Genomic DNA, 14,768 nt, shown 5'->3' with positions numbered 1-14,768 from the left:
CATCGGGCGACACACTAGGTGATCGTGGTCACACCTGCATATGACTCCGGAGTACCCGCCTCTACCGCGTCACCGTCGACGCCGTCGTCCGGGCCGTCCTCCCCCACCCCCTCGCCCCCGGCTCCCGCCCCGGCGAGGCGACCGACCATCACCGACGTCGCGCGCGCCGCCGGGGTATCGATCGCGGTCGTGTCCTACGCCCTGAACGGTCGCCCCGGCGTCTCGGCGGCGACGCGGGAGCGGGTGCTGCGCGTCGCCGACGAGTTCGGCTGGCGGCCGAGCGCGGCGGCGCGGTCGATGCGTTCCGGCCCGCGCGCGATCGGTCTCGTGGTCGACCGCGGCGCCGCCGGCCCCGTGGCGCAGGCGACCGGCGTCCTCGAGTTCGTCATCGCGCTGCAGGAGGTCCTGGCGACCCGGAACCTCGCGCTCATGCTGCAGATCGTGGACGGCCCGGAGGCGGCCGTCAGCCTCTACGGCGACTGGTGGGCCGAGCGCCGGTTCGACGTCATGGTGGTGACCGACGTCCTCGTCGAGGACCCCCGGATCGACGCGCTGCGCCGCCTGCGCGCGCCGGCCGTCATCGTCGGTGCAGGTCACAGCGACGCGGACGTCGCCTCGGTGACGCTCGACCACACCGAGGGCTTCGTCCGGGTGGGGCGCTACCTGCTCGAGCTGGGACATCGGCACGTGGCCCTCGTCAGCGGTCCGACGGAGCTGGAACGCACCCGGGAACGTCTCGCGGCGCTCACCGGGGTGCTCGACGCGGCCGGCGGGCTGCTGGTCCACGAGGCCACCGGCGGCACTGCCGAGGAGGCCGCGGTCGCCACCAGACGCCTCGTGACGGGGGGCCGGGCGCCCACGGCGATCGTCTACGACTCCGACCAGATGGCGGTCGCGGCGCTCGACGTCGCGCGCCGTACGGGCCTGGCGGTGCCCTGGGACCTGTCGGTGGTCGCCGGGTCCGACTCGGCGCTGTGCCGGCTCGCCACGCCGTCGATCACCACCCTTCCCTCGGCCCAGCGCGAGCTCGGTGCGGCCACCGGCGAGGTCGTCCTCGCGGTGCTCGACGGGGACCCGCGCGCGCAGCGGGAGCTCCACATCGGTGGCCTCGCGGTCCGCGGGAGCACCGGCCCACGGTCGCGATGAGCACACCCTCATCCATGTCACATTTTGGTAACGGCAGGTACCTAAACGATTTGCCCCGTGCCGTCCGGAAAGTCCGCGTGGTGATCTAGCGGCCAGTCGCCGTGGACTTTCCCGGCCGACTTGCGCTCGGACGGGTCGACCGGCCGGGCACGCCGATCGACCACCCGGAGGACTACGTGTCCACACACGGCAACAGAGCGGTGAGGCAACGCGTGCGCGCCGCCGCCACCGCAGCGGCAGCGATGGCGCTGATCGCCGCACCACTGTGCATCACCACGACTGCGAGCGCCGCCGAGGCGCACGTGGACAACCCCTATGCGGGCGCGACGCAGTACGTGAACCCCACGTACGCGGCAGCTGTTGAGAGCGCTGCCACACGCGCCGGCGACCCCACCCTCGCAGCGAAGATGCGGACGGTCGCCAAGCAGCCGACCGCCGTCTGGATGGACCGCATCAGCGCGATCAACGGCAACGCGGACGGCAACGGCCTGAAGTTCCACCTGGACAACGCCGTCGCCCAGAAGGGCTCCGGCCCGATCGTGTTCAACCTGGTCATCTACGACCTGCCCGGCCGCGACTGCTACGCCCTCGCGTCCAACGGTGAGCTCCCCGCCACCGACGCCGGCCTGGCGCGGTACAAGACCGAGTACATCGACCCGATCGCGGCGCTCCTGGCCGACCCGAAGTACGCGGACATCCGGATCTCGGCCACCATCGAGCCGGACTCCCTGCCGAACCTGGTGACCAACATCTCCGAGGCCGCCTGCCAGCAGGCCGCGCCGTACTACCGGGCCGGCGTGAAGTACGCGCTGGACAAGCTGCACGCCATCCCGAACGTCTACAACTACATCGACATCGGCCACTCCGGCTGGCTCGGCTGGGACAGCAACGCCGGTCCCGCCGCGACGCTCTTCGCGGAGGTGGCGAAGTCCACCACCGCCGGGTTCGCGTCGGTCGACGGCTTCGTCAGCGACGTCGCCAACACGACCCCGCTCAACGAGCCGTTCCTGCCGGACTCCTCGATCTCCGTCGGGGGCACGCCCATCCGGTCGAGCGACTTCTACGAGTGGAACTTCGACTTCGACGAGGCCGACTTCACGGCCCACATGCACCGGCTGCTGGTCGCGGCGGGCTTCCCGTCCTCGCTCGGCATGCTCATCGACACGTCCCGCAACGGCTGGGGCGGCCCGAACCGGCCGACTGCGGTCTCGACCAGCACGGACGTGAACACGTACGTGAACCAGTCGCGCGTGGACCAGCGCGTCCACCGTGGCGCGTGGTGCAACCCGATGGGCGCGGGCATCGGCGAGCTGCCGCAGGCCACCCCCGCCGGCTACGCCGCGTCCCACATCGACGCGTTCGTGTGGATCAAGCCCCCGGGTGAGTCCGACGGGGCGTCCTCGGACATCCCCAACGACCAGGGCAAGCGGTTCGACCGCATGTGCGACCCGACGTTCGTCTCCCCCAAGCTGGAGAACCAGCTGACCGGAGCCACGCCGAACGCGCCGCTGGCCGGCCAGTGGTTCGAGGACCAGTTCCGGACCCTCGTGGCCAACGCCTACCCGGTCATCCCCGGCAGCGGCACCAACCCGACCGACACGACGGCGCCCTCGGTGCCGACGCGTCTGACGGCGGGCACCACGACGGCGACCACGGTCCCGCTGTCCTGGACGGCGTCCACCGACAACGTGGCCGTCACCGGCTACGACGTTTACCGCGGCACCACCCTGGTGGGTACCTCCACCTCGACGAGCTACACCGTGACCGGCCTGACCGCCGCCACCGCGTACTCGTTCACGGTCCGCGCCAAGGACGCCGCCGGGAACGTCTCGGCAGCCTCCACCGCCGTCTCGGCCACCACGCAGTCCGGCTCCGTCACCGACACGACGGCGCCCTCGGTGCCGACGGGTCTGACGGCCGGCACGACGACGTCGACGAGCGTCCCGCTGTCCTGGACGGCGTCGACGGACAACGCCGGTGGGTCGGGACTCGCCGGGTACGAGGTCTACCGCGGCTCCACGCTGGTGGGCACGACGACCTCGACGAGCTACACGGTGACCGGCCTCACCGCCGCCACCGCGTACTCCTTCACGGTCCGGGCCAAGGACATCGCGGGCAACGTCTCCGCCGCGTCGTCCGCCGTCTCGGCCACCACGCAGTCCGGCTCGGTCACGGACACGACGGCGCCCTCGGTGCCGACGGGTCTGACGGCCGGCACGACGACGTCGACGAGCGTCCCGCTGTCCTGGACGGCGTCCACCGACAACGTGGCCGTCACCGGCTACGACGTCTACCGCGGCACCACCCTGGTGGGTACCTCCACCTCGACGAGCTACACCGTGACCGGCCTGACCGCCGCCACCGCGTACTCGTTCACGGTCCGCGCCAAGGACGCCGCCGGGAACGTCTCGGCAGCCTCCACCGCCGTCTCCGCCACCACGCAGCCGGGCGCCTCCACGGGCTCCTGCTCGGTGAAGTACACGGCGAACAGCTGGAACAACGGCTTCACGGCCTCCGTCAAGGTCACCAACACGGGGACCTCCGCCCTCACGGGCTGGACGCTCGGCTTCTCGTTCGCGAACGGGCAGAGCGTCACCCAGGGCTGGAGCGCCGAGTGGTCGCAGTCCGGCTCGGCGGTGACGGCCAGGAGCGCCGCATGGAACGGCACCCTGGGCGCCGGTCAGAGCGTTGACATCGGGTTCAACGGCTCTCACTCGGGCACGAACAACGCGCCCACCGCCTTCACGATCAACGGTGCAGCCTGCACCGTCGCGTGAGCTAGCGGCATGACGAGCGGGGGTCCTCCCACCGAGGGCCCCCGCTCGTCGTGCAGGGACCACCGCACCCCGACCAGAGCCTGAGGAGAACCGTGTCTTCCACCCATCGTCTGCGCGCGCTCGCCACGAGCGTCGCCGCCACGGCCGCGTTGGCCGCACCGCTCGTGCTCGGAGCCGCCCCCGCCCACGCCGCCGTGGGCGACGACTGGCTGCATGTCTCGGGCAACAAGATCGTCGACGAGTCCGGGAAGGAGGTGTGGCTCACCGGGACCAACTGGTTCGGCTTCAACGCGAGCGAGCGCGTCTTCCACGGCCTCTGGTCGGCGAACATCACGACCCTCACCAAGAGCATGGCCGACCGCGGCATCAACACCGTGCGCGTGCCGATCTCGACCCAGCTCCTCCTCGAGTGGAAGGCGGGGACGTTCCTCACGCCGAACGTCAACACCTACGCCAACCCCGAGCTCGAGGGCAAGAACAGCCTCCAGATCTTCGACTACTGGCTCACGCTGTGCGAGCGGTACGGGATCAAGGTCTTCCTCGACGTGCACAGCGCGGAGGCCGACAACTCCGGTCACGTGTACCCCGTGTGGTGGAAGGGGTCGATCACCACCGAGGACGTGTACGCGGGCTGGGAGTGGGTGGCCGAGCGGTACAAGAACAACGACACGATCATCGGCGCGGACGTCAAGAACGAGCCCCACGGCACCCAGGGCTCCACGGAGCGGGCGAAGTGGGACGGCACGACCGACAAGGACAACTTCCGGCACTTCGCGCAGACCGCGGGCCGCAAGATCCTGGCCATCAACCCGCACTGGCTCATCTTCGTCGAGGGCATCGAGGTGTACCCGAAGCCCGGTGTCCCGTGGACGTCGACCGGTCTCACCGACTACTACGGCACGTGGTGGGGCGGCAACCTGCGCGGCGTGCGCGACTTCCCGATCGACCTGGGGGCGAACCAGGACCAGCTCGTCTACTCGCCCCACGACTACGGACCGCTCGTCTTCGACCAGAAGTGGTTCCAGGGCGAGTGGGACCGGTCGACGCTCGAGCGCGACGTGTGGGACCCGAACTGGCTGTACCTGCACAAGGAGAACATCGCGCCACTGCTCATCGGCGAGTGGGGCGGGTTCATGGACGGCGGCCGCAACGAGAAGTGGATGGTCGCGATCCGTGACCTCATCGTCGACCGCCGGCTGAGCCACACCTTCTGGGTGCTCAACCCGAACTCCGGAGACACCGGCGGCCTGCTCAACTACGACTGGACCACCTGGGACGAACCCAAGTACGCCCTCCTCAAGCCCTCGCTGTGGCAGGACGGCGGCAAGTTCGTCGGCCTCGACCACGCGGTGCCGCTGGGGGGTGTCGGCAGCACCACCGGCAAGTCGCTCTCGGACGTCGGCGGGCAGCCCGGGGACACGACGGCACCGACGGCCCCGGCCAACCTCTCGGTGGGCACCCCGACGGCGACGAGCGTGCCGCTCACGTGGTCGGCGTCCACGGACGCGGGCTCCGGGGTCGCGGGCTACCAGGTCTTCCAGGGGTCGACGCTCGTCGCCACCACCACGTCACCGGCCGTCACACTGACCGGGCTCTCCCCCGACACGTCGTACACGTTCTCCGTGCGGGCCCGGGACGTCGCGGGCAACGTCTCGGCGAGCTCGGCGCCGGTCAGCGTCCGGACGGCCGCCGGCGGCGGTGGGGACACGGTCGCCCCCGGTGCGCCCACCGGGCTGGAGGCCGGCACGGCGTCCACCACGGCGATCCCGCTGCGCTGGACGGCGTCGGCGGACAACGCGGGCGGATCAGGGGTGGTCGGCTACGACGTCTACCGCGCCGGCACCCTCGTCGGGAGCAGTGCGACGCCCAGCTACACCGCCACGGGGCTCGCCCCGGGCACCCCGTACGTGTTCACCGTGGTGGCCAGGGACGCGGCCGGGAACCGGTCGGCCGCGTCCGCCGCGCTGACGGCCTACACGGCACCCGACGTGCCGACCGGCTCGTGCGCGGTCACGTACAGCGCGAGCACCTGGAGCACCGGGTTCACCGGGACGGTCCGGATCACGAACACGGGCACGAGCGCCCTGACCGGGTGGACGCTCGGCTTCACCTACGCCAACGGTCAACGGGTGACGCAGGGCTGGAGCGCCACCTGGACGCAGACCGGCGCGGCGGTCAGCGCGACCGGCGCGGCGTGGAACTCGACGCTGGCGCCGGGCGCCAGCACGGAGATCGGGTTCAACGGCACGCACACCGGCACCAACACGGCGCCGGTCGACTTCACCGTCAACGGCGCCGGCTGCCAGGTGCTGTGAGGCGATGACGCGTGGGGGTCCGGCAGCGGACCCCCACGCGTCAGGCGACCGCGTCGGCGACGGCTGCCACCAGCTCGTCGACGTCGGCGTCCGTCGTGTCGAACGAGCACATCAGGCGGACCTCGCCGGTCTCGACGGTCCAGTCGTAGAACCGCCACCGACGGCGCAGCACGTCGGCCACGCCCGCGGGGAAGATCACGAACAGACCGTTCGCCTGCGTCGGGCGCGTGACCTGGACACCCGGCAGGTGCTCGATGCCCGCGCGCAACCGCGCCGCCATGGCGTTGGCGTGCTGCGCAGACCGCAGCCACAGGTCCCCCTCGTACAGCGCGACGAGCTGCGCGGACACGAAGCGCATCTTGGAGGCGAGCTGCATGTCCATCTTGCGCAGGTAGGCGAGCCCGCCGTCCGCGGTGGGATCCAGCACCACAACGGCCTCCCCGTACAGCAGGCCGTTCTTCGTGCCGCCCCAGGACAGCAGGTCCACGCCGGCATCGGTGGTGAACGCCCGCAACGGCAGGTCCAGCGCGGCGGCGGCGTTGGAGATCCGCGCCCCGTCCATGTGCAGCCGCAGGCCCAGGTCGTGCGCCTGGTCGGCCAGCGCTCGCACCTCGTCGGGGGTGTAGACGGTGCCCAGCTCGGTCGACTGGGTGATCGACACGACCCCGGGCTGCGCACGGTGCTCGTCCCCGAACCCCCAGGCCTGCGCCGCGACGAGGTCCGGCGTCAGCTTGCCGTCCGGGGTCGGCACGGTCAGCAGCTTGATGCCCCCCACGCGCTCGGGGGCACCGTTCTCGTCGGTGTGGATGTGCGCGGTGTCCGCGCAGACGACAGCACCCCAGCGCGGCAGCACGGACTGCAGCGCCAGCACGTTGGCGCCCGTGCCGTTGAAGACCGGGAAGGCACTGGCGCCGTCACCGAAGTGCTGCGCGGTCACCTCCTGGAGCCGGGAGGTGTAGACGTCCTCGCCGTACGCGGTCTGGTGTCCGCCGTTCGCGGCCGCGATCGCCTCCAGCACCTCGGGGTGGATCCCCGCGTAGTTGTCGGAGGCGAAGTCACGGCGGTCGGCATCATGCAGTCGGGTCACGGGGCAAGTGTCCCCGATCGGCGGCTGCACCTGCGCACGACGGGCAGGTAGAGGATGATCCGTCCAGACCACGAGGAGGACCACCGTGCACGAGCACGAAGCCCGGCCGGACGACGGCCGTTCCGAGACGCAGAACGAGCGCGCAGACCGGAACTGGAACGAGCTGCTGCAGGAGCTGCGCGTCACGCAGACGGGCACGCAGATCCTCACGGGCTTCCTGCTGACGATCCCGTTCCAGCAGCGGTTCAACGACCTCGACGCCTACCAGCAGGACGTGTACCTGGTGCTCGTGGTTCTCGCGGTGCTGGCCACCGCCCTGTTCGTCGCCCCGGTGAGCCTGCACCGCGTCCTCTTCGGGCGTCGGCTCAAGCCGGAGCTGGTCACCGCGGGGAGCCGGTTCGCCCGGGCCGGCCTGGTGGTGCTGGCCCTGGTGATGGCCGGGAGCGCGATGCTGATCTTCGACGTCGTCCTGTCGCGCCGGGCGGGCTGGACCGTGGGTCTGTCCTCGATCCTGCTCCTCGCCGTGTCGTGGTGGCTCGTCCCCCGGCTCCTCGCCTGGCAGGCGCGCGCCTGAGCCGTCAGGACGAGGCGACCGCGCGGCAGCCTGCGCAGGTGCCCACCAGCTCGATCGTGTGCTCCACGTCGTCGAACCCGTGGGCGGCGCCGACCTGCGCGGCCCAGGCCTCCGCCTGACCGGCCTCGATCTCGACCGTGCGCCCGCACGTCCGGCAGACGAGGTGGTGGTGATGACTGCGCTGTGCACACCGGCGGTAGACCGACTCGCCGTCGGGCGTGCGCAGCATGTCGACGTCCCCGTGCTCGGAGAGCGCCTGGACCGCGCGGTAGACGGTGGCCAGCCCGACGCTCGACCCCCGGGCCCGGAGCATCTCGTGCAGCTGCTGGGCGCTGCGGAACTCGTCGAGGTCCTCGAGCAGGTCGAGGATCTCCGCGCGCTGGCGCGTCTGGCGCGGCATGACCACCATGACGTGACCCTTCCTGAGACTGATTCCCACTATAACGCGGCCGGGCCCGCGATCCCTCAGGATCGCGGGCCCGGTCGAGTGTGCTGAGGTCAGCCCTGCACGGCGCGCTTGAGGGCGCTACCGGCGGTGAGCTTCACGCGGAAGCCGGCCGGGATCTCGAGCTTCTCACCCGTCTGCGGGTTGATGCCGGTACGCGCCCCGCGCTCGGCCCGCGACACGGCGAGGAACCCGGGGATCGTGACGGCCTCGCCCGCGGCGAGGTTCTCGATCAGGACCTCCTGGAAGGCCTTGATGGCCTTGTCCGCGTCGGTGTTGGTGAGGCCCGTCTTGGCGGCGACGGCCTGGACGAGCTCGGTGCGGTTCACGCTCACTAGATGTGCTCCTCTTGTGTTCACACGGACATGCGAGTCCGGTTCCGGGCTGTTGCCTCGGGCATGCGGTAAACCGCGAGCTGCCGAGGACAATCGGTTGACACTAACCCGGGCGGCGCGCGTTTCCGTGCATCAGGCGTGTCGCGTCACCGGTGCGTACGCGCCAGGAGGTCCTCGACGGGCCAGGTCGTGATCACCCGTGCCGGGTCGAGGTCGTGCTGCGCGGCGCGCGCACAGCCCGCCGCCAGCCAGTCCAGCTGGCCCGGCGCGTGGGCGTCGGTGTCGATCGAGAAGTCGCAGCCCGCGTCGATCGCGATGGCCAGCAGCTCGTGCGGCGGGTCGAGCCGGTCCGGGCGGCAGTTGATCTCGACCGCCACGCCGTGCTCCGCGCAGGCGTCGAACACCGCCCGCGCGTCGAACTCGCTGGGCGGCCGGCTCTTGCCTGCGACCTGGCGCCCCGTGCAGTGCCCCAGGACGTCCGTGCGCGGGTTGCTGACCGCCGCGATCATCCGGCGGGTCATCGGTCCGGACTCCATGCGCAGCTTGGAGTGCACCGACGCGACCACGACGTCCAGCTCGTCGAGCAGGTCCGGGTCCTGGTCCAGACCGCCGTCCTCGAGGATGTCGCACTCGATCCCCGAGAGGACCCGGAAGGGACCGACCGCCCGGTTGAGGGCCGCCACCTGGTCCAGCTGGGCGCGCAGGCGCGCCGCCGACAGCCCGTTGGCCACCGTGAGCCGCGGCGAGTGGTCGGTGATCGCGAGGTACTCGTGTCCCAGCTCGAGGGCCGCGAGGACCATCTCCTGGATCGGCGTCGCGCCGTCGGACGCCTCGGTGTGCGAGTGCAGGTCGCCGCGCAGGCGCTCGCGCAGCGCCGCGGCGCCGGCGTCGAGCGACGCGCCCGCCGACGCGTACTGCTGCTCCAGCTCGTCCAGGTACTCCACGGGCTGGTCGCGCAGCACGTGCGCGACCACGTCGGCCGTCCGGGCCCCCACCGACGGCAGGTCGGTCAGCGAGCCCGAGGCGGCCAGCGCAGCGAGCCGCTGCTCGTCCTGCCGCTCGATGCTGCGCGCGGCGCCCCGGAAAGCCTCCGCGCGGTAGCGGCTCGCCTGGGCGCGTTCGAGCAGGAAGGCGATGCGGCGCAACGCCGCCACGGCGTCGGCCTGCTGCTGGGCGGCTCCCCTGCGCGACAGGCCGCTCACGACGCCTTGCGGCGCGTCTTGCGCGGGGTGGGCTCGTCCTCGTCGCTCTTCGGCTTCTTCGCCTTGGCCTTCGCCTTCGGCTTCTCCTCGGGCGGTGCCTCGTCGCGCGCGCCCCGAGCCTTCTCGACGCTGCGCTGCAGGGCGGCCAGCAGGTCGACGACGTCGCCTCCGCCGTCGCCGGACTCCTCCTCACCCGCCGGCAACGGCACCGCGCGGGTGCTCCCGGCCGAGACCTTGGCCTCGATGAGCTGCTCCAGGGCACCGGCGTAGCGGTCCTCGTACTGCGAGGGGTCGAAGTCCGCGGCGAGCGACTCCACCAGGGAGGCCGCCATGGCGAGCTCCTGTGGGCGCACCGACACGTCCTCCTCGAGGACCGGGAAGTCGGCGGCGCGCACCTCGTCGGGCCACAGCAGGGTCTGCATCACGATCACGTTGTCCCGCACCCGCAGGATCGCCATCGACTCCCGCTGGCGCAGGGCGACCTTGACGACCGCCACCCGGTCGGCCTGCTCCAGCGCACCGCGCAGCAGCGCGTACGGCTTGGCGGCGGCCTTCTCCGGCTCGAGGTAGTACGTCTTCTGCAGCAGGATCGGGTCCACCTGGTCGACCGGCACGAACTCGAGCACCTCGATCTCGCGCTCGGTGGACAACGGCAGGGACTTGAAGTCCTCGTCCGTGAGCACCACGAGCTCGCCGTCGTCGGTCTCGTAGCCCTTCGCGATGTCGGACATCTCGACGGGCTCACCGTCGATGCTGCAGAACTTGCGGTATCGGATGCGGCCGCCGTCCTCCTTGTGCACCTGGTGCAGGGTGACCTCGTGCTCGCCGGTCGCCGAGTACAGCCGGACCGGGACGTTGACCAGCCCGAAGGCGACCGCGCCCTTCCAGATCGCTCGCATGTGGCCTGACCTCCGTTGCTGGGGCGGACCAGGAGCACTCCTGGTCACGCGCATGTCGGGATCGACCGCGCGCAGCGCGGCCTCCATGGGCAGGATGGACCCGTGCAGCCCATGCTCGCCACCCCTGCGGCCGGACCGGCGGAGCTTCCGCGCGGTTCCGACTGGTCGTTCGAGGTGAAGTGGGACGGTGTGCGCGCGCTCGCGGACACCACCTCGGGCCACCTGCGGCTCTTCAGCCGCAACGAGCGGGAGATCACCCTGGCGTACCCGGAGCTGGGCGGTCTGGCGGCGCTGGAGGGCGCGGTGCTCGACGGTGAGATCGTCCTGATGGCGGACGGCATCCCCTCCTTCACGGCGCTCGCGGAGCGCATGCACGTGCGCGACCCCCGACGTGCGGCGGCGCTGGCGGCCCAGCGCCCCGTCACGTTCCTGGTGTTCGACGTGCTCCGGCTGCACGGCGTCGACCTGACGGCGAGCACCTACGACGAGCGCCGCGCGGCCCTCTCCCGGCTCGAGCTGCCCGACCGCGTCGAGCTGTCGCCGGTGTACCCGGACGGGCAGGAGCTGTGGGAGATCACGAAGCAGCTCGGGCTCGAGGGCGTGGTCGCCAAACGGCGCTCCTCCCCCTATGTGCCGGGCCGCCGTTCGGCCGACTGGGTGAAGGCGCCGCACCGGCGGACCCGCGCCGCGCTCGTCGGCGGCTGGCGCGAGGAGACGAACGGCTCGGGCCGGATGGGCGCCGTGCTCTTCGGCGCCCGCGACGCCCAGGGTGCGCTGCGGTTCCTGGGCCGCGCCGGCAGCGGCCTGACCGGCAGGCGCGCCACCGAGCTCCGTGGGCTGCTGGTCCCGCGCAGCGACTCCCCCTTCGACGACGAGGTGCCGGCGGTCGACGCCCGCGGCACCCGGTGGTGCGAGCCCACGGTCGTCGTCGACACGCTCTACCTGGCCCGCAACCCGACCGGTCGCCTGCGCCAGCCGGTCGTGCGTGCCGTGCGCACGGACACCGACGCCGACCCCTGGGAGCAGCCGTGACACCAGAACGCCAGATGGTCGACGTCGAGGGGCGCCAGGTGCGGGTCAGCCACCTCGAGAAGGTCATGTACCCGGCGACCGGGATGACCAAGGCCGAGGTGATGAACTACCTGGTCCAGGTCGCCCCGGCGCTGCTGGCCCAGCTGCGCGACCGGCCCGTGACCCGGATCCGGTGGACGGACGGTGTCGGCAGCGAGAAGTTCTTCGAGAAGAACACCCCGCGCGGCGCCCCGGACTGGATCCGCCGGCAGACGTTGCGGGCCGCGCCGGGGGCCGAGGATGAGGGTGCCGAGCTGGAGCTGCCGTTCCTCGACGACCTCGCCGGGCTGGTCTGGGCCGCCAACCAGGGTGCGCTCGAGCTCCACACGCCGCAGTGGCGGGTGGGCCCGCGCGGCAAGATCCATCGTCCCGACCGCCTGGTCGTGGACCTCGACCCGGGCGCCCCCGCAGGGCTGGACGAGTGCGCCGCGGTCGCTCACCTCGTGGCGGACCGGCTCCGCGAGGACGGCCTCGGGACCACGGTGCCGGTCACGTCCGGCAGCAAGGGCATGCAGCTGTACGCACCACTTCCGGGGAACCGCACGGTCATGGAGATCCGCCAGTACGCGCGGGACGTCGCGTACGAGATCGCGGCCGCGCACCCCGAGCAGGTCGTGGCGATCATGAAGCGAGACCTGCGCGGCGGCAAGGTCCTCATCGACTGGTCGCAGAACCACCCCGCCAAGACGACCATCACCCCCTACTCGCTGCGGGGTCGGGACGTGCCCCACGTCGCCGCACCGCGGTGGTGGGAGGAGATCGGGCCGGGTCTGCAGCAGCTCGGTCCCGACGAGGTGGCCACGCGCCTGGCGGACCGCGGCGACCCGTTCGCCTGAGACCGACGCGTCCCGTTCCGATGGCGGCACGGTCTGACCTGCGGCACCGTTGAGCCGAGCCGGGTACCGACCCGCACGAACTGAACGAGGAGTTCCGTCATGGCGTTGCCGAAGTACACCGTCCCGTCCCTCACCCTCCAGGAGGGGGCCGATGTCGCCGCAGTGCTGCAGAAGCGACTGGACGCCTTGAACGACCTCGCCCTGACGCTCAAGCACGTCCACTGGAACGTCGTCGGCCCGCACTTCATCGCGGTGCACGAGATGCTCGACCCGCAGGTCGACGCCGTCCGGCTCATGGTGGACGCGCTCGCCGAGCGCATCGCGACCCTCGGTGGCGCCCCTGTCGGCACCCCCGGCGCGCTCGTCCAGAGCCGCACGTGGGACGACTACTCGATCGGCCGCGACAGCGCCATCGCCCACCTCGGCGCGCTCGACGTCGTCTACACCGGCGTCATCGAGGACCACCGCCAGGCCGCCAAGGACGTCGAGGAGATCGACGACGTCACCAACGACCTCCTGGTCGGGCACCTCGGCGAGCTGGAGCTCTTCCACTGGTTCGTCCGGGCGCACCTCGAGTCCGCCGGCGGGGTCCTGACCACGGGCGCCACGCAGAGCGAGAAGACCGCGGCGCGGAAGGCGTCCGCCAAGGACACCGCGTGACGGCATCCTCCAACGCCCGGCCCGCCGTCGGTCCGTCCGACGGCGGGCCGGTGCTTCGTACCGCCCGCGGTACGGGCGCGTCGACCAACCCGGCGTCGTCCGTCCCCCGCTCCCACCTCGCAGCCCGGCTGGAGGACGGGTTCGACCGCGCGCTCGCCCACCAGCTGCGCGCGCGGGGCTGGACCGTCCGCATCGAGCCGTACGCGGGCTACGGCGCCACGGGGTGGGTACGCGTCCTCGCCAGGACGCTGCTCGCGGCGCCGCAGGTGAGCGACCACGAGCTGCCCGGCGCGGGTGGCAGCGCGCAGGCAGGATCACGCTCCGCCACGGCGCTGCGCGGCTGGCGCAGCTTTGCGACGGCCCAGGTGTCCGGTGCCGAGCTCGAGGTGCGGGTCGGCGACCGGACGCACACCGTCGTCACCGACCGCGGCGGTTACGTGGACACCATCCTCGAGTCCGACCTGCCGCCGGGCTGGCACGACGTGCGCCTCACGACCAGCGACGGAGCGACAGCGAACGCCCCCGTGCACGTGATCGGCCCGGACGTGCGGACGGGCATCGTGAGCGACATCGACGACACCGTGATGGTGACGCGTCTGCCTCGACCGTTCGTCGCCGCGTGGAACGTGTTCGTGCGGCACGAGAGCGCACGAGAGCCCGTGCCCGGGATGGCCCGGCTCTACGCCGAGCTGCGCGAGCGCGACGAGGACGTTCCCGTGGTGTACCTGTCGACGGGTGCGTGGAACGCCGCGCCCACGCTCGCGCGGTTCCTGCGCAGGAACCGGTACCCGGCGGGCCCGCTCCTGCTGACGGACTGGGGACCCACGAACAGCGGCTGGTTCCGCAGCGGTCCGGCCCACAAGGTGGCCCAGCTGCGCCGGCTGTTCGCCGAGCTGCCGGACGTCCAGTGGATCCTCGTGGGCGACGACGGGCAGCATGACCCCGAGATCTACGCGGGCGCCGCGCAGCACTTCGGCGGGCATGTCCGGGCCATCCTCATCCGGCAGCTGACCTTCGGCGAGCACGTGCTGGCGCACGGTGTACCGGCGCCCACGGTCGACTCGGTGCGTGCGGAGGAGCGGGCGGCGCGCCGCCCGGACGGTATCCCTGTGCTGCAGGGTGCCGACGGTACGGAGCTGCTGCGCCTGGTGCGCGAACGGGGCCTGGACCCCGCCTAGAGGCGCTCGGGGTCGTCCCAGTCGTCGCTGCTCGCGATCGCCTCGTCGTCCGCGGTGATCTCGACGGAGTGCAGGGAGCGCGGCGCGTGCTCGACGTTGCCGCCTGACCGGGCGTCGCCCGCGTCGAGCTCCGCCTGCGCCGGCGCGTGGTCGGCGAGGCGCTCGGCGGACGGGTCGGACGTCAGGTCGCGGCTCATGGTTCGGTTCTACCCCGCGCCGCCCCACGGCGCACGCGCGGACCGC

14 protein-coding genes are annotated in these 14,768 nt (G+C 71.9%); 8 read left to right on the top strand and 6 right to left on the bottom strand.

Going from position 1 to position 14,768, the window contains the following annotated elements; translation table 11 throughout:
- Positions 1-18: 18 nt before the first annotated feature.
- From KG102_RS08950 to KG102_RS08940, 3 genes are all read left to right on the top strand, one after another.
- Complete coding sequence (locus tag KG102_RS08950) at positions 19-1,146, top strand: LacI family DNA-binding transcriptional regulator (protein ID WP_322972666.1); 1,128 nt, start codon at positions 19-21, stop codon at positions 1,144-1,146.
- A 176-nt stretch (positions 1,147-1,322) separates the two neighbouring features.
- The gene (locus tag KG102_RS08945) at positions 1,323-3,923 is read left to right on the top strand and encodes a glycoside hydrolase family 6 protein (protein ID WP_208289927.1); all 2,601 of its coding nucleotides are present in this window, start codon (positions 1,323-1,325) and stop codon (positions 3,921-3,923) included.
- A gap of 92 nt (positions 3,924-4,015) precedes the next feature.
- Positions 4,016-6,238 (top strand): cellulase family glycosylhydrolase, encoded by a 2,223-nt coding sequence (locus KG102_RS08940; protein WP_208213440.1) that lies wholly within the window; start codon positions 4,016-4,018, stop codon positions 6,236-6,238.
- A 40-nt stretch (positions 6,239-6,278) separates the two neighbouring features.
- Here the strand turns inward: KG102_RS08940 and KG102_RS08935 are convergent, their stop codons facing one another.
- Positions 6,279-7,325, bottom strand: coding sequence for a threonine aldolase family protein (locus tag KG102_RS08935; protein WP_208289928.1), 1,047 nt, complete (start codon positions 7,323-7,325; stop codon positions 6,279-6,281).
- 85 nt (positions 7,326-7,410) lie between these two features.
- On the opposite strand from KG102_RS08935, the gene KG102_RS08930 reads away from it, so the two are divergent.
- Complete coding sequence (locus KG102_RS08930) at positions 7,411-7,899, top strand: DUF6328 family protein (RefSeq protein ID WP_208213442.1); 489 nt, start codon at positions 7,411-7,413, stop codon at positions 7,897-7,899.
- Positions 7,900-7,903: 4 nt separating this feature from the next.
- Here the strand turns inward: KG102_RS08930 and KG102_RS08925 are convergent, their stop codons facing one another.
- From KG102_RS08925 to ku, 4 genes are all read right to left on the bottom strand, one after another.
- The gene (locus KG102_RS08925) at positions 7,904-8,308 is read right to left on the bottom strand and encodes a Fur family transcriptional regulator (protein ID WP_243884757.1); all 405 of its coding nucleotides are present in this window, start codon (positions 8,306-8,308) and stop codon (positions 7,904-7,906) included.
- 89 nt (positions 8,309-8,397) lie between these two features.
- Positions 8,398-8,679, bottom strand: coding sequence for an HU family DNA-binding protein (locus tag KG102_RS08920; protein ID WP_208213443.1), 282 nt, complete (start codon positions 8,677-8,679; stop codon positions 8,398-8,400).
- 146 nt (positions 8,680-8,825) lie between these two features.
- Positions 8,826-9,881: a PHP domain-containing protein gene (locus KG102_RS08915; RefSeq protein ID WP_249667525.1), complete on the bottom strand. Its 1,056-nt coding sequence runs from the start codon at positions 9,879-9,881 to the stop codon at positions 8,826-8,828.
- Positions 9,878-10,780 carry a non-homologous end joining protein Ku gene (gene ku / locus KG102_RS08910; protein WP_208213444.1) on the bottom strand — a complete coding sequence of 301 codons (903 nt, stop codon included), beginning with the start codon at positions 10,778-10,780 and terminating at the stop codon, positions 9,878-9,880. The genes KG102_RS08915 and ku overlap by 4 nt, the downstream gene beginning before the upstream one ends.
- Positions 10,781-10,891: 111 nt before the next feature.
- On the opposite strand from ku, the gene KG102_RS08905 reads away from it, so the two are divergent.
- From KG102_RS08905 to KG102_RS08890, 4 genes are all read left to right on the top strand, one after another.
- Complete coding sequence (locus KG102_RS08905; protein ID WP_243884812.1) at positions 10,892-11,812, top strand: ATP-dependent DNA ligase; 921 nt, start codon at positions 10,892-10,894, stop codon at positions 11,810-11,812.
- Positions 11,809-12,687 carry a non-homologous end-joining DNA ligase gene (gene ligD / locus KG102_RS08900; RefSeq protein ID WP_208213446.1) on the top strand — a complete coding sequence of 293 codons (879 nt, stop codon included), beginning with the start codon at positions 11,809-11,811 and terminating at the stop codon, positions 12,685-12,687. Before KG102_RS08905 ends, ligD begins: the two co-directional genes overlap by 4 nt.
- 99 nt (positions 12,688-12,786) lie before the next feature.
- Positions 12,787-13,347, top strand: coding sequence for a Dps family protein (locus KG102_RS08895; RefSeq protein ID WP_208213447.1), 561 nt, complete (start codon positions 12,787-12,789; stop codon positions 13,345-13,347).
- Positions 13,344-14,525, top strand: a complete 1,182-nt coding sequence (locus KG102_RS08890) for an App1 family protein (RefSeq protein WP_307802852.1) — start codon at positions 13,344-13,346, stop codon at positions 14,523-14,525. Before KG102_RS08895 ends, KG102_RS08890 begins: the two co-directional genes overlap by 4 nt.
- Here KG102_RS08890 and KG102_RS08885 read toward each other — a convergent pair.
- Positions 14,522-14,722, bottom strand: a complete 201-nt coding sequence (locus KG102_RS08885) for a hypothetical protein (RefSeq protein ID WP_208213448.1) — start codon at positions 14,720-14,722, stop codon at positions 14,522-14,524. The genes KG102_RS08890 and KG102_RS08885 overlap by 4 nt on opposite strands.
- Positions 14,723-14,768: the final 46 nt, after the last annotated feature.

This window comes from Cellulomonas fengjieae, assembly GCF_018388465.1.
Taxonomy (GTDB): domain Bacteria; phylum Actinomycetota; class Actinomycetes; order Actinomycetales; family Cellulomonadaceae; genus Cellulomonas; species Cellulomonas fengjieae.
Note: the sequence above shows the minus strand (reverse complement) of the source record. Positions and strands in the feature narration are given on the sequence as shown.